Source organism: Synechococcus sp. BA-120 BA3 (genome assembly GCF_034931285.1).
Taxonomy (GTDB): Bacteria; Cyanobacteriota; Cyanobacteriia; order PCC-6307; family Cyanobiaceae; genus Cyanobium.
In genome coordinates this window covers 1-21847 of the sequence record NZ_JAYGHZ010000262.1, presented here as the reverse complement: position 1 = coordinate 21847, position 21847 = coordinate 1, and the positions used below count along the sequence as shown (strand labels likewise).

Genomic DNA, 21847 nt, shown 5'->3' with positions numbered 1-21847 from the left:
CCGCGCAGGCGAGGCTCAGCCCGACCGCCGCCGCAAGGGCCACCGGAAGGGCCACCCCGGCGGCCCGCACCAGCAGCACCAGGCCCACACCGCCGGCGGCGACCGCCAAAGGATGGTCGAGGGGATTGGACCAGCCGGACGCCGCCGCCATCAGAACGCCATCTGCAGATCTTCCATGCGGCGCCGGATGCTGTCGGCGGTGCCAGTGGTGAAGTCGCCGCCGTTGCTCTCGGCGATGCGGCGCAGCACGTCGGCGTCGAAATCGCCTGCGTTGCCGTAGCCCATCGTGAACACCCCAATGCGCTCGTCGCTGGCGAAGCCGCTGCGCTTCAGCTCACCACCCAGCCCCTCAAGGGAAAGCCGCGAGCCGTTGTCCTGGCCGTCGGTGAGCACCACCACCGCCAGGATCTCGCCGGGGCGCCGGGTCGATCGCAGCCAGTCACGACCCTGGCGGATGGCGTCGTAGAGCACGGTGCCGCCCTCCGCCTCCAGGGAGGCGATGAACCGGCCCGCCGGCTCACCTCCAGAACCGCCTCCCTGGCCGCCACCGGTCACCACCACCGGGGGCCGCAGCCGGTTGTCGAAGTCGAACAGGCCGACGGTGTCCCGCGGGCCGATCTGGGCCAGGTAGGCCTGCAGGGAGCGCTGGGCCGCCGGCAGCTTCTCCCCCTTCATCGAACCGGAGCTGTCCACCACCAGGGCCACCCGGGAGGGCTTCTTGGCCTGGTTGCGCCAGAGGGTGATGATGGCTTCCACCACCTCCGGTTTCGGGGCCCGCAGCGAGTCGTAAACGGCCCGGGGGTCGGCGCCGTAGGCCGCCGTGACGCGGCTGGGGGGCACCGCCGGGTTGGCCGGCCGCAGCCCCTGGTCGGCCTCCAGGCGCTGCAGGTCCTCGCGCTGGAGGCGCTCGATCAGCAGCAGGGCCGCCTGCTTCTCCTGCGGCGACACCCAGGGGGCCTCCGGCAGGATTGCCCGCATCGTGCTGGCGTAGGTGGCCCTGGGGTACACCGCCTTGAGGGGCTCCTGGTCACCCTGGCGGGAGGCGTTCACCGCCACCACCGACGACTCGTAGACCGAACCCACCGAGGCCCAGAAGGGCCCGTTGCGCTGCATCGCGCGGGCCAGCTCGTCGGTGGAGCTGCCGTAGCGGGTGACATGGCGCTGGATCGCCGCCACCTTGGCGCCGTGGGCCTGCACATCGGCGAGGGTGAGCGCTTCGGGGCGCTTGCCGGCCACCTCGGCCACCATCGCCACCAGGGTCTGGAGGCCCGAGTTGGAGCGGGTCGGGGCGGTGTGGACGAAGCGGATCGGCTGGGACGGGCCGGCCGGATCCAGCTGGCGGTGGTCGCTGCTGCGGGCCAGGGCGCTGAAGGGATCGGGACGGTCGAGGCCCTTGGCCAGCGCCGGCGGGGTCATGAACACCATCGGGCTGGAGGCCAGGGCCGGCGCGTCGGCCGGCGCGGGGATCAGCTCCCGGGTGGGGGCCAGGCGCTGCAGGCGGTGCCGCAGCAGGTCGAGATAGATCTCGCCATCCACCGACACCAGCGTGGGAATGCGGGGGTCGTCAGCCGCCTGCCCCCCCTGGAGCACGCCCCGGGCGTGGCTTTCCATCTCACTGACCACATCGCCGCTGCCGGCGGCCCGGCAGCGCAGCAGCACCGGGGTACGGTCGGCGAGCCGGGGCGGCGCCTGGGCGATGGCCTTGGCCGCCTCCTGGCAGAAGCCCTTGAGGGCACTGCCCACCAGCATCTCCAGCTCCAGCGGCGGCGGGGCCAGGAGCTGGCAGCCTCCCAGCGGCAGGCCGAGGAGCGGCAGGGCAAGGAGCGCGGTGCGGAGGCCGGCCGACCGCTGGGCCCGTGCCATGGAGCGGCGCTGAACGACCGTCCCATTCTGCTGGCAAGGATCCTGGATCCGGGCGGCGGCGATCAGACTGCAGCGAACCCGGACCGCTCCCCTTGGCAGCGACCCTCACCCGCCGGCGCCTGCTCTCCCTCCTGATCGCCGGGGCCTCCCTGGCGCTGGCGACGGCTCCCCTTCCGGGACTGCGGCGCTCCCTGGTGGTGGCGGTGGGTTCGGAGCTGGCCGGCGCCATGGACGAACTCGAGCCCCTGTTCGAGCGCCGCCACAGAGACATCGACCTGGCCTGGAGGGTGCAGGGCTCCCAGGACATGGTCAACCGCGCCCGGGAGGAGGGCCCCGAGCGGCCACGGGTGCTGATCCCCGCCAACCGGGATCTGCTCGGCCAGCTGGCTGCCGAGCTGCGGGCGCAGGGCGGGGCACCGGCCTTCCGGCAGGGGCCCGTTCCCATCGCCCGCACCCTGCTGGTGGCCGTGGCCTGGCCGGAGCGGGTGCGGCGGCTGTTCCCGGATGGCCGCTTCTCCTGGCCACTGCTGCGGCGGGCAGCGGCGCAGGGCCAGTGGGGGGAGCTGGGCGGCCCGGTGAGCTGGGGCAGTTTCGACCTGCGCAGCAGCGATCCGATGCGCTCCAACTCCGGCCAGCTGGCCCTGGCGCTCTGGTGCGGCGACCGGCGGGCTGGCGGCCGTGGCGCTGGTGGCGGCACTGGCGACTGTGCGGCCGCCCTGCGCCGCGCCGTCTACAGGCCGGCACGCTCCACGGACATCCTGCTGCAGGAGTTCATCAGCGGCGGCCCCAACGAAGGCGACCTGGCGCTGGTGTACGAGGCGTCGGCCCTGGCACGTCAGGGGGAAGCCGGCCGCCAGCGACCCGGGGGCTACGTGCTGCTGTTCCCCGATCCCACCATCGAGACGGTGCTGGCGGCCGCCGTGCTGCGTGGGGAGGCGGCCGGCCGGGCGGAGGACGGGGAGCGCTTCGTGGCGTACCTGCTGTCCCCTGAGGGCCAGGGGGTGCTCACCCGCCTGGGCTTCCGCGGAACCGATGGCGATGGCGGCAGCCCGGCGGCGCGGGGCGTGAAGCGCCTGCCGCCGCCCTCGCCGGAGCAGCGGGAAGAGCTGCTGCGCCTCTGGCAACAGGCCGGCTGAGGGGGCGATGACGTCAGCCGTGGTGTCCCTGGGCACGGGCAGCCGTGCGCCAGGCCACGGACAACGGCACGCCCAACTGCCGCAAGAATGTGGAAGGTAAAAGCGAAACATCGGCGCTGTTGGCTGACCCTTTCCCGGGCGTATTCAGCGCCGGAATCGTGTCACCATGGCAGCCCAAAGCTCCCTGCCAACCCTTCCTCGACGCGTGTGCTCAGCTGCGACGCCCTGTTCATCTCCGATCTGCATCTGGGCTCCAATCAATGCGAGGCCGGCCATCTGGCGGCCTTCCTGGAGTGCATCCGCCCCCGAACCCTCTATCTGGTCGGCGACATCATCGATCTGCAGGCGATCCGCTTCAACGCCAATGTCGATGCCACCTTTCTCACCGATCGGATCGACGCCCTGCTGGCCGGTGGCAGCGGTGATCCTCCGGCCAGCGAGGCACTCCAGGAGGCGCGGCTGCTGCGGGCCTCCCATCGCCGGGTGCTTGAGCGGTTCGAGGCCCTGCACCGGGCAGGGGTGGCGATCGTCTACATCCCCGGCAACCACGATGCCTACCTGCGGCGTCACGCCGGCCTGGAGCGGCCCGGATTCACCATCCGGCGCCAGGCCGTGTACCGCACCCCGGCCGGCCAGCGGTTGCTGGTGCGCCACGGCGACGAGTACGACCGGCTGATCCGCTTCCACGCCGACGCCGCTGAAGGGCTGGCCCGCCTGCAGGAGCACTACAGCGCTGGCATCAACGGCCTGCTGACCCCCTTCAACCGGCCGGCCGGCGGAGCGCTGCCAGCGGGCTGGAACGCCGAGGCGATCCTGCAGGGCGCGGTGGATCTGCTGGCCAGCCACCGGGAATGGCCCATCCCGGTGAGCCGGGGCCTCAACTCCTCCGGGGGCTTCTCCCTGGCCTTCGTGCTCGAGAGTGCCCTCAAGAGCCGCACTGGCCACGACCGGCTGATCAAGCGCGGAATCGTCCGACACCTGCAGAGGGAACGGCAGGGCCCCGAGCCCCTCGACGGGCTGATCAACGGCCACACCCACATCCCCGAAGCCACCCCCCTGGCCCTGCCGGCCACCTGCGGCGACGACCGGGGCCCCTGTCACATCACCTACTACAACACCGGCAGCTGGGCCCGCAGCCAGCGCCGGCTCGGGCGCACGGCGCTGGTGGTGGCCCACAGCGGCAGGGTCGGCATGGTGCGCTTCGACCGGCGCCGGGGCATCGAGCCCTTCCAGCCGCCCCGCTTCCCGTTCAACACCTATGCGATGCGACCGTGTCCGGGCTGCGGGCTCGGAGTGGCACACCTGGAGGCGACGGGTTGATGCGCTCACCCCCAATCCGGCCGATGCGCAGGATCGTGCTGGACGCTTGAATGAAGCATCGAGGCCTCTGAATCCACCCGGCGGCAGCGAAGGAGAGATACCCGTGAGAGTCGCCATCCTGGCCAATCGCGCCAACAGCTTCTACCGGCCCCTGGCGGAAGGCCTGGAGCGCATGTTCAAGGACATCGATGTCGACACCATCCTTCTGTATGACGGTCTGACAGCGCTCCCCCGCAAGCCACTGGCAGGGGCGGGAGCAGGGGCGAACTGGAAGGGAAAGCTGTTTCGAGCAGCACAAGAATGCGTCTCATGGCTGAACTATCGGAAGCTGCTTGGCCAGCTCAGGACGGTGGACTTCGCCGTGATCGTGGGCCACATGCCCCGCGCCTATTTTGATCACCTTATGGATGACCACAGACTACGGCGTGATGTTCCTCACCTGCCCATCATCCTTTATGACCTGGTTTATCTGGGCAGTCGCGCCGACTGGGTGAAGTGGGTCCATGCTTGTATGGCAAGCAGGGGTGTTCCCAACGGCAACCACTGGGGACTTAATCGCTATGACCACCATCTCTGCATCACCGAAGTCTCCGAGTATCCCATATTGCCCGGTGCCGAGCGCTTTTCACGCATCGGAATCAACCTGATCGATGCCTCCCTTGCCATTGAACCCAGGGAGATCTGTGCCCTCATTGATTTTGAACGCCCCAATCACCTGCCCGAAAGGGCCATACAGATTCAGGCCTGCCTCGAGGCTGGCATCCCTTTCAAGGTGCTCCACGGCAGCTATTCCATGGCAGAGATCCGGAAGATCTACAGGAGCTGCAGCCTCTATTTCATTGCCCACTGTGAATCATTCGGACTGCCGATCTGTGAGGTCCAGGCCTGTGGTGGTGTGATTCTGACGCCCTATGCCAACTGGTGTCACGCCCACTTCTTTGAAACACCGGAGCCTGGCCACAGCGGCCAATTGCCGGAGAACTTCATCGTTTACAACAACGACAAGCAACAGCTGGTCAGCGAGCTGAACAGACTCAAGCGGGACTACAACGCAGACACGGCCCTTGCGAATTTCAAACGAGACCAGCCCCATGTCTATCGGGGGAACCCCGGCGAACTGGCCCGCGTCGTCGCCGACATCAGGGATGGAACGATTCATTCAACCTCCCACCAGCATCATCCGACGCTGCAACAGCTCTCCGAAGCCGTTGATGCGCGAACCTGATCCGGGCCCCAGCCACTGGGCACCGAGTGGGGGGTCAGGGTGAAGGCACAGCTGGCACTGGCCGAGGCCGTGGCATCACCGACTGGTGATACCTGCAACATGAGCCTGTTTCAAATTCAACCCGAAGGAAAGAAGTCTCTGTTTAGCCTAGGGAGCCTCAAGCGTTACCACGTCGAACAATGACGATGTCCTACCCGCCTGCAATCTGGGACTTCATGGGCTGCCGGAGCGAGACAACTTCAGAGACCCACGAGGTGCTCAACCGGATCAGACGCGGCGATTCGATGCCATCGATTCTGCTCGATCATCCCCAGCTGACCCAGGCTCAGATCGGTCTGGCCCGGCATCTGCAGGACCAGGAACGGGAATTGCATCGGCTCTACAGCCAGCTGCAGGATGTGGAGCGACTGAAAATGCAGGTGGAGCGTGATCTTGCCACGTCACTGCTGCGGGCGCTTCAGCCGTCCACGGCGTCCCGATGAACGAACCAGCCACCGGCACAGAAGTTGCCGTGGAGGGTTCTAAACTGATTGTCCAAGAGAGAATGCTGTCATGCCCCTCAGTCAGGTTCCTGCGGGTGCCAGGGTTTTGATCGGCTCCCTGCCAAGCCATCCCGGCCTGCAGCGTCGGCTGCTGTCCATGGGGGTGCGACCCGGTGCGGAAGTGGAAGTGCTGCGGCGCGGCAAGCCCGGGGGCATCCTGCATCTGGCCAGTGGGCTTCTGGAGTTCATGCTCCGCCACGAACATGCCGCCGAAATGGATGTGCACACGATCGCTTCGGATTGATCGGCGCAGGGTGATCAGCGCAGGGACAGGATCAACCCTCCCCCCTGATAGACGATGAAGGCCAGCAGCCAGGCCAGCACCAGGGACCAGCCCAGGGACAACAGGGCGAAGCTGCGGCTCCTGGCTTCCTGGATCTGGGCCGCCACCGTGCCCAGGCAGGGGGTGTAGAGCAGCACGAATGTCATGAAACTCAGCGACTGCAACGGTGTGATGGCCCCCTGAATCGCGCCGCCCAGGTCGGTTTCGGTGGTTCTGTAGATCACCGCCATGGCTCCCAGCAGGATCTCCTTGGCGATGAAGCCGAAGAACAGGGACACGGTGAGCTCCGGGTTCATGCCGATCGGCCCCAGCAACGGCTGGAACAGCGCTCCGATACCTCCGGCCAGGGTGCGGCCCGATCCCTCCGCCGCACCCGGGGGAAGGTTGGTGAGCAGCCAGATGGCGGCGGCACCCACGATGATGAAGACGCGGGTGGTGACCAGAAAGTTCAGCATCGAGGTCCAGCCACGGCGCAGGATGGTGGCCAGGCTGGGGGCCCGGTAGGGGGGCAGCTCCAGCACGAAGGCCTCCTCACTCGGGTAGGCCCGCTGGAACACCAGGCCCGTGATCACGGCGGCCAGGAAACTCATTCCGTAGAAGCCGAACAGCACCAGTCCCGGCGCCCACCAGGGCCTGGGAAAGAACACGCCGGCCATGAACAGAAACACCGTCAACCTGGCTTGGCAGAGTGCAAAGGGAATGCACAGCATCGCCAGCAGGCGCATGCCCCGATCCCGGATCACCCGGGTTCCCATGATCGAGGGCACGTTGCAGCCGAAGCCCATGACCTGCAGCACGAAGGCACGGCCATCCAGTCCCAGCCAGCGCATGAAGCCATCCATCAGAAAGGCGGCACGCGGCAGATAGCCCGAGTCCTCGATGATGGCCATCAGGACGTAGAACACGAAGATCAGGGGCAGGAAGGTGGCCACCGTGCTCACCCCCAGCCAGAGGCCGTCCAGCAGGAAGCGCCGCAACCAGTCCGGCGAGCCCAGCCCCTGCAGCGCCGGCTCCAGCCCGCTGGCCTGGATCCAGTCGAGCCCCGTCCCCAGCAGGTCCTGCAGCGGAGCGGTGATCGCATACAGCACCTGGAACAGCGCCAGCACGATCCCCAGGAACAGCACCACGCCGACCAGGGGATGGAGCAGAACCCGATCCACCAGACGGGTGCGGCGATTCAGCATCCGCTCCGGCAGCGTCACGTGGCGGGCCACCAGCTCCTGCAGGCGATCGTCCAGGGGCTGGGGATCGCACAGGGGATCCCCCGGGCTGGCCACCGGTCCCTGGCTGGCCGGCCTGGCACTCCCGTTCTCGCCCCAGCGATGCAGCTGCTCGAGGAGCGCGGCGATGCCCTGGTTGTGCCGGGCGCTCACCGGAATCACGGGGATGCCGAGATCCTCAGCCAACCCCGGGTGATCGATCCGAAGGCCGAAGCGACGGGCCTCATCGCTCATGTTCAGCGCCGCCACGACCGGCAGGCCCAGCTGCCGGATCTGCAGCAGCAGCCGCAGCTGGCTGGCGATCTGGCTGGCATTGAGCACCACCAGCACCAGATCGGGCGGCGTGTGGCGCAGGAAGCGCTGCACCACGGCCTCGTCCTCACTGCTGCCGCTCAGGTCGTGGATCCCGGGGAGATCCACCAGCTCGTAGGTGGTGCCATGGTGGTCGGTCGGCATCGGCCCCCGCAGCAGCTCCACCGTGAGGCCGGGCCAGTTGGCAATCTGCGCGTGGCCGCCCGTGAGCCGGTTGTAGAGGGTCGACTTGCCGGTGTTGGGCATGCCCAGAAGGGCGACCTGCCATCCGGAACCCCGTCCTCCGCCTCTCCCGCAGCCATGGCAGGACCCGACAAGGGCAGCGGTGGCACGCTCAGGAGCTGGCATGGGTGCGAAACGCAGGCAGGTTCAGCCGGATCGGGATAACGCAATAGTGAGATGGAGCCATCATGGCTCAGGCGCCAGTGGCGCCGCTGAGACCGCCCTTGACATGGGCCAGGGCCGTTCCCTCGAGGAACTGCTGATCCAGCAGCAGCAGGGCGGCACTGTTGTCGCCCGCCAGGCGCAGACGCTTGCGCACGAAGCGGGCCTCCGCCTCCTCCTGGAGCTGCTCGGCCACGAACCAATCGAGCATGGCCGTGGCGCTGCGTTCGCCCACATCCTCCGCCATGGCATAGAGACGGTTGATGGAGGCGGTGACCCCCTTCTCCATGTCGTAGACCTGATCAAACAGCCCCTGCACCGACGGCCAGCTGCGTTCCGGAGCCTCGATCGTGGGCAGCTCCACCTGCTCATCGCTGTCGACCAGGTAGGCAATCATGCGGGCCGCATGATTGCGCTCCTCCTGGCTCTTTTCGAGCATGTAGGTGGAGAATCCGGCCAGATCCTTCTCCCGCAGCCAGATCGACATGGCCAGGTAGGTGTGGCCGGCCTGAAACTCTGCAGCGAGGTGTTGATTGATGGCGAATGTGAGCTCTTTCACAGGCATGGCAGGGATATCCTCCTTATCCCTAGCCAGGGCGAGGCGACAGCGCCGCATCATTCACACAATCTGATGTGACATTGGTCACCGTCGCCATCCAGGGTCAGCAAAGGCACCATCTGTTGTGTGCTTCGCCAACATCGAACGGCGAGGGATCGACAGATTGATGGCTCCAATAGTCCGGCCCGTCATGACCCGTGTTCCCCCTTCCGAGGATGAAGCCCAGCTGCGACGCGTCCTCGCTCTCACCCACCAACGGGACTGGTGCATGGAGCGCCTGTCCCAGCTGTCCCTGGATGGCCGCATGGAGGAGGCCAGGGCCATCACGGCCGAGCACCTGGAGCTGCTGGAAACCCTGGATGCCCGCCGCAGCCTCTGGGTGCGCATTGAAAGAACCGACGCCTGAGCGAGGCTGGGGCCGCTCAGGTCAGCAAGGCCACCATCTCCCGTTTCAGCTGTTCGGCCCAGGCATGCAGCCGCTCGTCGGTGAGGTCGGGTTCGGAGTCCTCATCGATCGGCAGGCCGCAGAAGCGTCCATTGATGACACTTTTTGACGCATTGAACGTGTAGCCATCGACCGGTACCGATCCCACCATCCGGGCGCCGGTCTTCTGGAAGGCGCTGTGGAGCTCCTCCATGGCATCGCAGAAATAATCGCTGTAGCTGGAGGAATCGCCCAGACCGAGAATCGCCACGGGCCTGCCCGCGAGATTCAGTTCTGGAATCGTCTCCACATAGGAATCCCAGGCTGTTCCAGAGCGGCAGGAGTCCGCACCCGTGTTCCACGTGGGTACACAGCAGACCATGGCATCGGCACGGCAGAAGTCCTGCGCAGAACTGAGACTGTCGACATCGGACAGTTGAGTGGGACAACCCAGAAGACTCGCCAGACGCTGGGCGATGTCCTCTGTCTTTCCCGTGGATGTAGCGAAGAAGATGGTGATCATGGAAGCCGTCATCAGGCTCCTTCGTTCTATCGATTCCATCCGCAGCCAAGCCAGGCAAGGGCACGATTGCAGGTGACGCGTGTTACCCCTGTGTTCCCACTCAGCGGGCGGAGACGTCGGCCTCCAGCAACCGCCGCCCCAGCAGGGCGCCGAACTCCTGGTGCAGGCCGAGCCGGCCGGGGAGGCGCATCACCCCATCGGCGGTCTGGGCCAGTCGCTCCATCTCCCGGGTGGAGCGGGGTGGGGCCGCCGTCGGCAGCACCACCTGCAACGGACACTGCAGAGAACGGGCCTGCTCAAGCCACCAGCCGCTCTCGCGAGCCGCATCGAGCCCGCCGCTGACGAAGGCGGCACTGGCGAAGCGGGAGCCGGGTCGCCGGGCCAGCCGCTGCTGCTGCCGCAGGCGATCCGGCGTCAGCAGACCTGGATCCAGCCAGACGTGTCGCCGCAGCATCAGCCGGAGCATGGACCGGCTGGTATTGAGCCTGTAGAGGATCGGGCCGATCAGCGGCAGGGCCACCAGCCGCCGCAGCCAGCCGAAACGCCCCGGCGACCAGCCGGTCATCGTGGGCAGGGGCCCCCGCCAGGTGGGCGCCACCGCCACGAACCGGCTCCAGCGCTCGGACCAGGCGCTCGCCAGGGCCAGGGCCAGGGGGGCGCTGTGGCCGGCGGCCACCACGGTGAGGGGGCCATGCGGGCGGGCGTCCAGGTCGGTGAGGACCGCATCAAGACAGGAGCGCAGCAGGGCGGCGTCGTAGGCGAGCGCCGGACGGTCACTGTCACCGAAGCCCGGCCAGTCGAAGCTCACCAGCTGGACCCGGTCGTGCACGGCCGTGACCAGCGGCTGCCACTCGCTGCGGCTCGACACGGTGCTCAGGGCCGGCAGCAGCAGCCAGACGGGAGCCCCCTGGGGCCCGCGGCGCTCGGTCACGATCTGCAGCCGTCGGCCGCCCAGCTGGACCTCCAGCGTTTCCACCACGCCGCCGAACACCGCCGTCACGCGAACCCCCTGCGGCGCGTGCGGGCCGGGCCGGGTGCCGTGCGGAAGTCGAGGTGGTCGGTGCCCGGGTCGTAGAGGGTGTACTGCAGCCCGCGGCCCACGCCGATCACCTGGCGACTGGGCACAGTCTGGCGCCGCTCCCGCTCCCCCTCCAGATCCCGCACCCGTGCGGTGATGCCCCCACCGCAGAGCGCAACGCTGAACTGTTCGCCGCTGCGGGCCGTGAACAGCCGGTTCACGTCCATGCGGGTGAGGCGATCGAGCAGGCACAGGGGATCCGTGGTGCTGCCGAGGCTGTCCCCCACGTCGGCGGAGCTGCCGTGCAGCAGGGCGCAGTCGAGTTCAACGAAGCCGAACCGCAGGGCCGCCAGCCAGTCCATGTGGGCGGGATCCACCGCCCGGAGCAGGGCCTGCACCGCCTCCTCCCCGGACAGCCGCCGCAGGGCCTCGGCCCGACGCTCGCCGCGGAACCCCCGTTCCGCCAGCAGCTGCTCCTCCCACCAGCCATAGACGCAGTGCGGCCTGAGCTCCCCCCGGCGCGGATGCTGCAGGCGCTCCAGCAGGGCTCCACAATCCCGCTCCGGGCCGATCAGATCCCCCAGCAGGAAAAGGGTCTCCACCCGCCGGCGCCGCAGGTCGGCCAGCACCGCCTCATAAACGTCGAGGTCGCCGCCCAGGCCGCTCAAGAGTGCCCACCGTGCCATCAGCGCTCACACACGTGGCTGGCGTCGTCGGCCCGCTCGGCGTACTCGAACCCGTGGCGGAGGCGCCAGGCGAACGGAGGCGGCAGGCCCGCCGCCAGGATCGCCCGGCAAGTGCTTTCGACGTCGTAGGGAACCTGGCGGATCTCCACGGTGTCGCGGTCCTCGTCGTGGATCACGTAGGTGGCCTCGGTGCCCCCGTGCCGCGGCTCGCCCACCGACCCGGCGTTGACGATGCGGCGAACGGGAAGATCCACCCTGCGCTCGGCCTCCGACGCGAGCTCGCGAGCGGGCTGGCGCAGCCGCAGCTCGATCGTGCCCTCACGGAACTCGCGCACGTAGGGACGATGGGTGTGACCGCAGAAGAGCGTGTCGGCTCCGGCCGACACGACCCGCTCCAGGGCGGCGAAGGCCTCCATGTCCGGCAGCAGGTACTCGTGCTGGCTGTTGGGGCTGCCATGCACGAACACCAGCTGGTCGCGGCGCAGGGACATCGGCAGGCTGGCGAGGAACGCCTTGTTGTCCGGGCTCAGCTGGGCGGCGGTCCAGTGGTGGGCCAGCTGCCCCCGCCGCTCTGCCAGCTGGGAGGGGTAGCTGCACTCGCAGGCATTGAGCCCCTCGATGATGTCCTCGTCCCAGCAGCCCTGGCAGGTGGGGATGCCGCGGGCGCGCACCAGCTCGACCACCTCATTGGGCTGGGGCCCGTAGCCCACCAGATCTCCCAGGCAGGTGATCGTGGCGATGCCGAGCCGGTCGATGTCCTCCAGCACGGCCTCGACGGCGGCCAGGTTGGCGTGCAGGCAGGAGAGAACGGCGTGGGCCATGGGGGAACAGGGAGGGCAGGATCGGATGGCAGGCGGCGGTCCGTCAGCCGGTGGCGGGGAGCGGCTCGCCCTGGGGGCGCCGGGGGGCCTGCTGCAGCTCCAGCACCGCATCACTGAGCAGGCAGTCGACGATCGTGCTCTGGAGGCCGGCCGTGTCCAGGTCCTTGCCCTGCACCACCAGCCTGGAGAGGCGCATGGGCCGGCCGTAAGAGGACGCAACGCTCTGCAGCGGCAGGAACTGGGTGCCGCTGCAGCTCACCATCCAGTTGAAGAGGAAGCCCCGGCCATCGGGCGGGTTCACCAGGGCCTTGGCCCGGTAGACGTCGCCGTAGGCCCCGTTGACCAGCTCGAACCAGAAGCTGTTGAGGCTGGCCGGGTCCCAGACCTCCTGTGCCAGATCCAGGCTCCAGGAGGCCAGGGCCCCGAACTCCAGGGTGTCCTGGCGCGGCAGCTCGCTGTCGCGGCCGAAATGGAGGTGGCGATCCGGCCGCAGGCCGAAGGCGAGCCTCTGGGGGATCTCAGGCTGGAACAGGGGCAGTTCGATGAAGGCCAGCAGGCCCTCCCCATCGGCTGCAGGGTCCTGGGATCCTCCAGCCAGCTCATGCAGACCAGGGATCTGGTCGTGGAGAAAGGCCTGATCGAGGCCCCCATCCAGGGCCAGGGGGTGCCCCTCGGGATCGACGCCGTCCAGGCGCCGATAGGCGCGGGGTCCCCGGTGCTCCTGCAGGCGGCTCAGGATCCAGCTGGTCTTGCCGCAGCCCGGCGGTCCGGAGACCAGCACCACCCCGCTCATGGCGCCACCACGCAGGCTTCCAGCTGGGCCCGCAGGCTGGAGGTGTCCAGGTCCCTGCCGATCGCCACCACCCGCGTGTGGCGCGGGCCGCCGTCGGGCCATTCGGAATCATCGATGGTGAAGCGCTTGCCGCAGAGGTGGAACAGGTGGCGGCGCTCGCTCTCCCGGAACCAGAGCACCCCCTTAGCCCGAAAGACGGAGGCGGGGAGCTGGTTGTCGAGGAAGTGCTGGAACCGGCGCAGATCGAACGGGGCCTCCACCGCCAGGGACACCGATCGAAAGCCTTCCAGCTCGGGGGTATGGACGTGGTGGTGGTCGTGCTGATGGTCGTGGTGGGCCTGCTCGCGGGCGTCCTCCTCGGCCTGCAGGCTCACCAGACGATCGGTTTCGAACAGGCCGACGCTGAGCAGCATGGCCAGCGGCACCCCGGCGTGGTCAGCGCGCAGCAGACGGGCGTCAGCCTTGATCGCCCGCAGGCTGGCCTCCACAGCCGCCAGCCGCTCCTCGGCCACCAGATCGCACTTGTTGAGCACCAGGATGTCGCCGTAGACCACCTGGGCCCGGGCGATCGGACTGGTGCGGGCGGTGACCTCGAAGTGTTCCGCGTCGATCAGGGTGATGATCGAATCAAGCCGCAGCCGGTCGCGGAAGTCCCCGGCCACGAAGGTCATGGCCACGGGAAGGGGATCGGCCAGGCCGGTGGTCTCCACGACGATGTAGTCGATCGGATCGGGACGCGCCAGCACCCGGAGCACCGCCTCCTTGAGCTCGCCGTTGATCGAGCAGCAGATGCAGCCGTTGCTGAGCTCCACCATGGCGTCACTGGTGGCCACCACCAGCTCGTTGTCGATGCCGATCTCACCGAACTCGTTCACCAGCACGGCGGTGCGCGCCCCCTGCTGGCTGGAGAGGATGCGGTTGAGCCGGGTGGTCTTGCCGGCGCCGAGGAAGCCGGTGAGCACGGTGACGGGGATCTGGACCATGGGGGTCGGGACGGACAGCCGCTCAGCCGCAGGCAGGACTGATAACGGTGCTCCTTCTGGACCTTCGTCGTCCCGCTGCCGCTCCAGCCGAGCCGTCCCGACCCGAACGGCCCGGGTCCGGGGCGCCGGGAGCCGAGCCGCCCATTGGGTGATTCATTCCTTGAACGCCCGTTAACCTCTTCATAACACCAACGGGCAAAGCGGGTTGCTATTCATAACTTGCCCCCAAATTGGCCATTCTGATGACCTTCGCGAAGAAGGCCCTGATCCTCTCCGCTGCCGGCGCTGTCACGGCTGGCCTGGCGGTTCCGGTGATCGCCCAGAGCAATTCGATCAACGGAGCCGGGGCCAGCTTTCCGGCTCCTGCCTATCAGCGCTGGGCGGTGGAATTCGCCAGGGAAACCAAGCGGCAGGTGAACTACCAGTCGGTCGGTTCCGGCGCCGGTGTGCGTCAGTTCCACGCCGGCAGCGTCGATTTCGGCGCCAGCGATGAAGAGCTGAGTGTCTCCAAGGGTGAATTCACCAAAGGCGTCACCGCCAAGCGCGGTGCCCTGCAGATCCCGATGATGGGCGGCACCGTCACCCCGGCCTACAACAATCCCGGCTGCAAGAACCTCAAGCTCACCCAGCGTCAGCTTGCTGACATCTTCCTCGGCAAGATCAAGACCTGGGAGCAACTGAAGTGCGGCAAGGGCCCGATCACGGTGGCCCACCGTTCCGACGGTTCCGGCACCACCGCCGTGTTCACCAACTCCCTCTCCTGCTTCTCGCCCGAGTGGAAGTCGAAGGTGGGATCCTCCAAGGCCGTCAAGTGGCCCGTGGGCGTCGGCGGCAAGGGCAATGAGGGTGTGGCTGGCCTGATCCAGAACACCCCCGGTTCGATCGGTTATCTCAACCAGGCCTTTGTGAAGGGCCGGATCACCCCTGCAGCCCTCCAGAACAAGGCTGGCCGCTTCGTGCTGGCCAATGACGTCACCGGAGCGGCGGCTCTGAACGGCATCAAGTTGGATGCCCGCATGGGCGGTGAGGACTGCAACCCGGCCGGCGCCAACGCCTTCCCGATCGCCTCCTTCACCTGGATCCTGGCCTACCAGCGCGGCAATGGTGCCAAGACCGACACCATCAAGCAGTTCCTGAACTGGGGCCTCTCGCCCAAGGGCCAGAACATTGCCAAGTCCCTGGATTACGTGCCCCTCACCGGTGCCGTCCTGGCCCGGGCCCGCGCCGCGGTGGCCAAGATCGGCCGTTGATCCCGGTTTCCATGCACCCGCGCCCCGCTTGGGGTGAACACGGGTGATCGGGGGGGCTTCGGCCCCCCATTTCTTTTGGGACCAGCAACCTCTGCTACCCAGAGCTGCGACGATCAAACGAAGGTGGTAGGAGCCATCCGGGCCATCCGCCCCAAGGCGCCGCAGGGAACCCGACCGAGCCTGAGCTTTTCGGGCCGGGCGAGCCGTCGGCACTGGGACCTCATGCTCGCCGATGGCGAACCGGCCGGCGACGGTGAGGAGCGGTGATTACTCGCTGACGCCCTCGATCCGGTCTTCGATCTCCTGGTAGATCTCCTGGAGCTGGGCGATGTTCTCGTCGGAGGTTTCCCAGTAACCGCGGCCGTTCACCTCCAGCAGGGTGCCGACGATGCGGCGGAAGCTGTGGGGGTTGAGGTCCATCAGCCGCTTGCGCATCTCGGGGTCGTTGATGAAGGTCTCGTTGGCCTCCTCATAGACAAAGTTGTCGACCGCACCACTGGTGGCGCTCCAGCCGAGGGTGAAGTTGAGACGCTTGGCCACCTCCCGCACCCCCTCGTAACCGGAATCGAGCATGCCCTCGTACCACTTGGGGTTGAGAAGCTTGGTGCGCGAATCGAGGCGGATGGTCTCGCTCAGGGAACGCACCTGGGCATTGGCCGTGGTGGTGTCGGCGATGTAGCTGGTGGGAGCCTTGCCGTCGTCGCGCAGGCCGGCGATCAATTTGGTGGGGTCGGAGTCGAAGTAGTGGCTCACATCGGTGAGCGAAATCTCCGCCGAATCCAGGTTCTGGAACGTGACATCGGCGGTCTTCATCGCCGATTCGAACACTTCCCGATTCTGGTTCATCTCGCCGGGGTTGTCGGCGTTGAAGGCGAACGTCTTGCGGGAGAGGTACATCTCCTGCAGCTCGCCTTCCTCCTCCCAGGTGCTGTTCTCCACCGCCAGGTTGACGTTGGAGGAGTAGCTGCCGCTGGCATTGGAGAACACCCGGGTGGCGGCGTCACGCAGGGAGATGCCCTGGGCGGCGGCCTGCTCCTGGCTGTGCTTGCGCACGAAGTTCAGCTCCAGGGGCTCGTCGGCCTCGGCCGCCATCTTCACGCCCTGGTCGATCAGGGCCATCTGGTTGATGAACAGGTCGCGGAACACGCCCGAGCAGTTCACCACCACGTCGATGCGGGGCCGGCCCAGCTCCTCGAGCGAGATCAGTTCCAGCTTGTTCACCCGGCCGAGGGAATCGGCCATGGGACGCACGCCGATGAACCAGAGGATCTGGGCGAGGGATTCGCCGTAGGTCTTGATGTTGTCGGTGCCCCAGAGCACGCAGGCGATCGTTTCCGGCCAGGTGCCCTGCTCGGCCTTCTGGCGCTCGATCAGCCGGTCGACCACCACCTTGGCGGCGGCGATGGCCGCCCGGGTGGGGATGGCCTGGGGATCGAGGGCGTGGATGTTCTTGCCGCTGGGCAGCACGCCGGGATTGCGGATCGGATCACCGCCGGGACCCGGCAGCACATACTCGCCGTCGAGGGCCCGCAGCAGGCTCTCCATCTCCATGTCGGCGCAGATCTGCTCCAGGCAGAAGCGCAGGTAGGCGAACTGGCGATCCAGCTCGGCGACATCCACATCCGGGAACCCGGCCTGGCGGCAGGCGCTCAGCCAGGGGGAGGGCAAGCGGTAGCCGAATCGCTCCAGCAGCTCGAAGAACCAGCCGAAGTTGCGCCGCAAGGTGACGCGGCCATCGGCGCCGGTGACCTCCCGGACCATGGCGCCCACCGCCGAACGGCAGGCCTCGGTGATCACCCGGTTGAGTTCCACATCCGCCAGCACGCCTTCATCGTTACCGCGGTACACCTCGGCGATGGTGCGGCCGCGGCTTTCCGCCAGCAGGCCGGGCAGGGAACGCAGACCCTCCTCCTCCCGCTCCAGGGCGGCGATGCTCACCAGGGTGGCGACCGCCTCCTCGGCGGTGGGCGGCTTACCGATGGTGTGCAGGCCGCAGGGGAGCAGCCGGCTCTCGATCTCCATCAACTGGCGGTACACGGCTCCCACCACGCCATCCCGGCCGTCGAGGTCGAGGGCTGCCGCATCGGCATCCCCCTCGGGCAGCTCAACGTCTTTGTCGAGGTTGCACTGGCGGGCGGTTTCGATGATCGCGTTGACGATCTGCACCCCTCGGGAGCTCTCGCGCAGCTGCTGGTAGGAGCCCACCAGTTCGCCCAGCTCCTTGAGGCCCTTGTAGAGGCCGGCGTTCTCCGCCGGCGGGGTGAGGTAGCTGATGGTGGAGGCGTAGCCCCGCCGCTTGGCGATGGTGGCTTCGCTCGGGTTGTTGGCGGCGTAGTAGTAGAGGTTGGGCAGGGCCCCGATCAGCGAATCGGGGTAGCAGGTCTCGCTCATGCCCATCTGCTTGCCGGGCATGAACTCCAGGGAGCCGTGGGTGCCGAAGTGCAGCACCGCATCGGCGCCCCAGACCTTCTCCAGGTAGGTGTAGTAGGCGGCGAAGCCGTGGTGGGGGCTGGCGCTGCGCGAGTAGAGCAGGCGCATCGGATCGCCCTCGTAGCCAAAGGTGGGCTGCACCCCCACGAACACGTTGCCGAAGTGGCGGCCATAGATGAGCAGGTTGGTGCCGTCGGAGTTGAGGGAGCCGGGGGGCTTGCCCCAGTTTTCTTCCAGGCGTTCGGAGTAGGGGGTGAGCCGTTCGTACTCCTCGACGCTCATGCGGTGGGCGATCGCCAGTTCGGGGGCCCCCTGCAGGGCCTCCGGATCGCTGAGCACCGCCTCCATCAGTTCCTTGGGCGTGCGGGGCATGGCCTCCACCGTGTAGCCCTTGGCCTTCATCTCCTCCAGCACGCGGAAGATCGAGCCGAAGACGTCCAGGTAGGCGGCGGTGCCCACGTTGCCCTTGTCGGGGGGGAAGCTGAATACGGTGATCGCCAGCTTCTTCTCGGCGCGGGGCTTGATCCGCAGCGAGGCCCAGCGGATGGCCCGCTCGGCGATCGCATCCACCCGGTCCTGGAGGGTGTGGGCCTTGCCGGTGGCGTCGTCGCGCCCCGAGAGCACGATCGGTTCGATGGCGCCGTCGAGCTCGGGAATGGCGATCTGCAGGGCCACCTGCACCGGGTGCAGCCCCAGATCGCTCTCCTCCCACTCCTGGGTGGTCTGGAAGACCAGGGGCAGGGCCACCATGTAGGGCCGGTTGAGCCGCTTGAGGGTCTCGACGGCCTTGGGATGGTCCTGGCGGGCCGGGCCGCCCACCAGGGCGAAGCCGGTGAGGCTCACCACCCCGTCCACCAGGGGCTGGTCCGGGTTGAGGGGGTCGTAGAAGAAGGAGGAGACGGGCCGGGAGAAGTCGAGGCCGCCGCAGAACACGGGGATCACCGTCGCGCCGCGGTATTCGAGTTCCTGGATCACGGCCACGTAGTGGGCCTCATCGCCAGTGACGATGTGGCTGCGCTGCAGCACCAGGCCGATCACCGGACCCCGGCGGGCCTTCTCGCTCAGATCACTGCGGCTGGCGCTCCAGTTGAGGTACTCCTTGAGGTCCTCGAACATGCCCGGCGCCATCGGGTGCCAGATGCCCAGGTCCGGGAAGACCACCGGGTCGGCCACCGTCAGCTGGGGCCGGCCCAGCTCCGCCTTCCCGAAGACGTAGCGGTCGGCCAGCATCAGCAGGAAGTTGCGCAGGTTGTCCGGCGTTCCCCCCAGCCAGTACTGGAAGCTGAGCATGAAGGAACGGGCATCCTGCGCCTTCTCCACCGGCAGGTACTTGAGCACCGTCGGCAGGGTGTTCAGCAGCTTGAGCATGGCGTCCTGGAAGCCGGCCCCGTTGGCTTCCTTGCGCTTGCGCATGAACTGGGCGATGGCGCTCTTGCTCTGGCCCAGCTGGGCCATCGAGAAGGTGCCCAGCTTGTTGAGGCGCATCACCTCCGGCATCGACGGGAACACCACCACCGCCTTGAGCCGGTCGCGGTGGGGGGCCACCGCCTCCACCACCTTCTGGGCCAGGTCCTCGATGAAGATCAGCGAGGCGATGAAGACGTCGGCGGCCGCCACGTCGGCGCAGAAGTCGGCGTAGTTGGCCGGATCGCGCAGCTCCTCGATCAGGTAGCCGCTCAGCTCCACCGCCAGGGGACCGTTCTGGTCGTTGAGGCCGGTGGCGGCGGTGGTGAGGGCGTTCTGGTACTGGGGTTCGAGCACCACGTAGACGGCCTTCATCACCACCCGGTCGTTGGCGCCATCGGTGGGGGCAGGGCTGACCCGGCGGCTGGCGGAACGGACCTGCGTGAACATGCGGCGGATGCGTTGAGCAATGTGAAGCAGCCTACGGAGGTCCCGTCGGGGACGCGATCGGTTGCAGCGCAGCGTTACAGGCTGGGGCCCTGCCGGTGGGCCGGGCCACATAGGCTCGCCTGGAATGCCCACCGCCCATGACCGCGACCTCCCCGTCCCCAGCAGAGCCGGCACCGATCCCGGTGGTGGTGGCCGGGGCCCTGGGCCGGATGGGCGCCGAGGTGATCAAGGCCGTGGTGGCGGCCCCCGACTGCACCCTGGTGGGGGCGATCGACACCACCCCGGGCCGCGAAGGCGAGGACGTCGGACTGGCCCTCGGGCTGGGGGACCTGGAGGTGGCGATCAGCGCCGACTTCGAGGGCAGCCTCTGCCAGGCGAGCCAGGCGGTGCGGCAGTCCGGCCCCGGCGGCGGCGCGGTGCTGGTGGACTTCACCCACCCCAGCGTCGTCTATGAGCACTGCCGCGGCGCCTTCGCCTACGGCGTCCACCCGGTGATCGGCACCACCGGCCTGCGCCCCGACCAGCTGGCCGATCTGGCCGCGTTCGCCGAGAAGGCCTCGATGGGCGGGGCGGTGATTCCCAACTTCTGCGTGGGCATGGTGCTGCTGCAGCAGGCGGCGGCGGCGGCGGCCCGCTTCTACGACTACGCCGAGCTCACCGAGCTGCACCACAACCGCAAGGCCGATGCCCCCAGCGGCACCTGCCTCAAGACCGCGGAGCTGATGGAGGAGCTCGGCAAGAGCTTCAACCCCCTGCAGGTGGAGGAGCACGAGAGCCTGGCCGGCTGCCGCGGTGGCCTGCGGGAGAGCGGCCTGCGGCTCCACTCGGTGCGGCTGCCGGGGCTGGTGGCCCACCAGGAGGTGATGTTCGGCTCGCCCGGCGAGACCTACACCCTGCGCCACGACACGATCGACCGCAGCGCCTACATGCCCGGCGTGCTGCTCACGGTGCGCAAGGTGCGCCGCCTGGGCGGCCTGATCTACGGCCTCGAGAGGCTGCTGTGAGCCGCCACCCCGTCAACCGATGCTGATTCCCCTCAAACCCGGCGAACTGTTCCGCCTGATCCCGGCGGTGGCCACCGGCCCCCAGTTCACGGCCTGCAGCGGCGATCCGCGCAAGCTGCTGCAGCGGGTGCTGATCTCGGTGATCGGCGGGGTGATCGCCCTGCTGATCAGCCAGGTGCTCCTGTTCCGCAGCCAGGCCGGCCCGGTGTTCCTGGTGGTGGGCTTCGTCTTCCTTCTCTATGTGCTGTGGGGGCCGATCCTGGAGGCGGGACGGCGCAACGCGCTGCTGCGGCGCTACCCGGCGGCCGCCATCTTCGAGGGGGTGGTGGCCGACCAGTTCCGGCGGGAGGTGGTGGAGAACCGCCGGGAGCAGGCCAATCGGCAGGGGCGCCTGGAGCTGGTGGAGAACCGGCGCACCTGGCTGTGCCTGGAGCTGGAGGATGAGGACGGCTACCTGGGTCAGATCCGTTTCCCGCTGGAGAAGAAGCACGAGCAGATCCGGCGCGGCATGGTGATCCGCTGCCTGGTGCTGAGTGAGCGCAAGGACTTCTCCCGCATCGGGGCCCTCTCGGATGGCTGGCTGCCCCAGCTGAAGCAGTGGGTGGGCGAGTACCCGTATCTGCTGCGGCCGGCCTTCGAGGAGCTCTGCCTGCGGCGGCTGGGGTGAGGGATGCTGGACGCATTCGAAACAATGCGTTACAATTCTCGCAACACTTCTCAAGGAGTTCTCCCATGACCGCCGCCACCCCCACCGCCCCCGCCTCGGCCCCCACCGCCCTCGATCGCTCCGCCATCCGCGGCGCCACCGTCACCACCGAGGACGGCGGCCGCCTCAACGCCTTCGCCACCGAGCCCCGCATGGAAGTGGTGAGCGCCGAGAGCGGCTGGGGCTTCCACGAGCGCGCCGAGAAGCTCAACGGCCGCATGGCCATGCTGGGCTTCATCGCCCTGCTGGCCACCGAGTTCGCCCTGGGCGGCGAGGCCTTCACCCGCGGCCTGCTCGGCATCGGCTGATCCCGGCCCCCCTTCGGGGGTCAGCCCTTCTCCGGTCAGCCGTTCACGGCGACCCCCACCGCCGCAGCAGACTTTCTGTTGCGGCTTTTTCATGGCCATGCCCGCTTCGCTCCACGCCCGGATCCGGGGCGCCGGCCCCACCGCCCCCCTGGCGGCCCTGGCCCTGGCCCAGGCCCGCCCCTTACACACATCTCCCAGCCCAC

Annotated in this window: 20 protein-coding genes; 10 read left to right on the top strand and 10 right to left on the bottom strand. The window is 68.1% G+C overall.

Annotated features, from left to right (window positions below; genetic code table 11):
• Positions 1-150: 150 nt before the first annotated feature.
• On the bottom strand, positions 151-1863 hold the full coding sequence (locus tag VB737_RS09625) for a vWA domain-containing protein (RefSeq protein ID WP_500312608.1): 1713 nt from the start codon (positions 1861-1863) through the stop codon (positions 151-153).
• Between the two features lie 92 nt (positions 1864-1955).
• Between VB737_RS09625 and VB737_RS09620 the strand changes: the two genes are divergently transcribed.
• The 5 genes from VB737_RS09620 (at position 1956) to VB737_RS09600 (ending at position 6330) form a co-directional block, all read left to right on the top strand.
• A complete protein-coding gene (locus VB737_RS09620) occupies positions 1956-2999 on the top strand; it encodes a substrate-binding domain-containing protein (protein WP_500312607.1) in 1044 nt (347 codons plus the stop codon).
• A gap of 207 nt (positions 3000-3206) precedes the next feature.
• Complete coding sequence (locus VB737_RS09615) at positions 3207-4319, top strand: UDP-2,3-diacylglucosamine diphosphatase (RefSeq protein WP_323243495.1); 1113 nt, start codon at positions 3207-3209, stop codon at positions 4317-4319.
• A gap of 103 nt (positions 4320-4422) precedes the next feature.
• Positions 4423-5544: a glycosyltransferase family protein gene (locus tag VB737_RS09610; protein WP_500312606.1), complete on the top strand. Its 1122-nt coding sequence runs from the start codon at positions 4423-4425 to the stop codon at positions 5542-5544.
• A 179-nt stretch (positions 5545-5723) separates the two neighbouring features.
• On the top strand, positions 5724-6026 hold the full coding sequence (locus tag VB737_RS09605) for a hypothetical protein (RefSeq protein WP_500312605.1): 303 nt from the start codon (positions 5724-5726) through the stop codon (positions 6024-6026).
• A gap of 70 nt (positions 6027-6096) precedes the next feature.
• On the top strand, positions 6097-6330 hold the full coding sequence (locus VB737_RS09600; protein WP_323243492.1) for a FeoA family protein: 234 nt from the start codon (positions 6097-6099) through the stop codon (positions 6328-6330).
• A 14-nt stretch (positions 6331-6344) separates the two neighbouring features.
• Here VB737_RS09600 and feoB read toward each other — a convergent pair whose 3' ends face one another.
• Together feoB and VB737_RS09590 are read right to left on the bottom strand one after the other, a co-directional pair.
• Entirely contained in the window at positions 6345-8147 is a 1803-nt protein-coding gene (gene feoB, locus VB737_RS09595) for a ferrous iron transport protein B (protein ID WP_500312604.1), read from the bottom strand.
• 169 nt (positions 8148-8316) lie between these two features.
• Complete coding sequence (locus tag VB737_RS09590) at positions 8317-8844, bottom strand: ferritin (RefSeq protein WP_500312603.1); 528 nt, start codon at positions 8842-8844, stop codon at positions 8317-8319.
• A gap of 190 nt (positions 8845-9034) precedes the next feature.
• Between VB737_RS09590 and VB737_RS09585 the strand changes: the two genes are divergently transcribed.
• Positions 9035-9250 (top strand): hypothetical protein, encoded by a 216-nt coding sequence (locus VB737_RS09585; protein WP_254991958.1) that lies wholly within the window; start codon positions 9035-9037, stop codon positions 9248-9250.
• A 16-nt stretch (positions 9251-9266) separates the two neighbouring features.
• Here VB737_RS09585 and fldA read toward each other — a convergent pair whose 3' ends face one another.
• The 6 genes from fldA to VB737_RS09555 form a co-directional block, all read right to left on the bottom strand.
• Positions 9267-9791, bottom strand: coding sequence for a flavodoxin FldA (gene fldA, locus VB737_RS09580; protein WP_500312602.1), 525 nt, complete (start codon positions 9789-9791; stop codon positions 9267-9269).
• Positions 9792-9891: 100 nt separating this feature from the next.
• Positions 9892-10791 carry an alpha/beta fold hydrolase gene (locus VB737_RS09575; protein WP_500312601.1) on the bottom strand — a complete coding sequence of 300 codons (900 nt, stop codon included), beginning with the start codon at positions 10789-10791 and terminating at the stop codon, positions 9892-9894.
• Positions 10788-11495: a phosphoesterase gene (locus VB737_RS09570; RefSeq protein ID WP_500312600.1), complete on the bottom strand. Its 708-nt coding sequence runs from the start codon at positions 11493-11495 to the stop codon at positions 10788-10790. Before VB737_RS09570 ends, VB737_RS09575 begins: the two co-directional genes overlap by 4 nt.
• Positions 11495-12316, bottom strand: coding sequence for a metallophosphoesterase family protein (locus VB737_RS09565; protein ID WP_500312599.1), 822 nt, complete (start codon positions 12314-12316; stop codon positions 11495-11497). Before VB737_RS09565 ends, VB737_RS09570 begins: the two co-directional genes overlap by 1 nt.
• Positions 12317-12359: 43 nt before the next feature.
• The gene (locus VB737_RS09560) at positions 12360-13109 is read right to left on the bottom strand and encodes an ATPase (protein ID WP_500312598.1); all 750 of its coding nucleotides are present in this window, start codon (positions 13107-13109) and stop codon (positions 12360-12362) included.
• A complete protein-coding gene (locus VB737_RS09555) occupies positions 13106-14092 on the bottom strand; it encodes a CobW family GTP-binding protein (protein ID WP_500312597.1) in 987 nt (328 codons plus the stop codon). Before VB737_RS09555 ends, VB737_RS09560 begins: the two co-directional genes overlap by 4 nt.
• 242 nt (positions 14093-14334) lie before the next feature.
• Between VB737_RS09555 and pstS the strand changes: the two genes are divergently transcribed.
• The gene (pstS, locus tag VB737_RS09550; RefSeq protein ID WP_500312596.1) at positions 14335-15342 is read left to right on the top strand and encodes a phosphate ABC transporter substrate-binding protein PstS; all 1008 of its coding nucleotides are present in this window, start codon (positions 14335-14337) and stop codon (positions 15340-15342) included.
• Between the two features lie 267 nt (positions 15343-15609).
• Here the strand turns inward: pstS and VB737_RS09545 are convergent, their stop codons facing one another.
• Positions 15610-19626, bottom strand: a complete 4017-nt coding sequence (locus VB737_RS09545; protein WP_500312595.1) for a magnesium chelatase subunit H — start codon at positions 19624-19626, stop codon at positions 15610-15612.
• Between the two features lie 137 nt (positions 19627-19763).
• On the opposite strand from VB737_RS09545, the gene dapB reads away from it, so the two are divergent.
• The 3 genes from dapB (at position 19764) to VB737_RS09530 (ending at position 21644) form a co-directional block, all read left to right on the top strand.
• Positions 19764-20630, top strand: a complete 867-nt coding sequence (gene dapB, locus VB737_RS09540) for a 4-hydroxy-tetrahydrodipicolinate reductase (protein ID WP_323243487.1) — start codon at positions 19764-19766, stop codon at positions 20628-20630.
• 19 nt (positions 20631-20649) lie between these two features.
• A complete protein-coding gene (locus VB737_RS09535; protein WP_323243486.1) occupies positions 20650-21297 on the top strand; it encodes a DUF8619 family protein in 648 nt (215 codons plus the stop codon).
• A gap of 65 nt (positions 21298-21362) precedes the next feature.
• Positions 21363-21644 carry a CAB/ELIP/HLIP family chlorophyll-binding protein gene (locus tag VB737_RS09530; protein WP_500312594.1) on the top strand — a complete coding sequence of 94 codons (282 nt, stop codon included), beginning with the start codon at positions 21363-21365 and terminating at the stop codon, positions 21642-21644.
• Positions 21645-21847 lie beyond the last annotated feature (203 nt).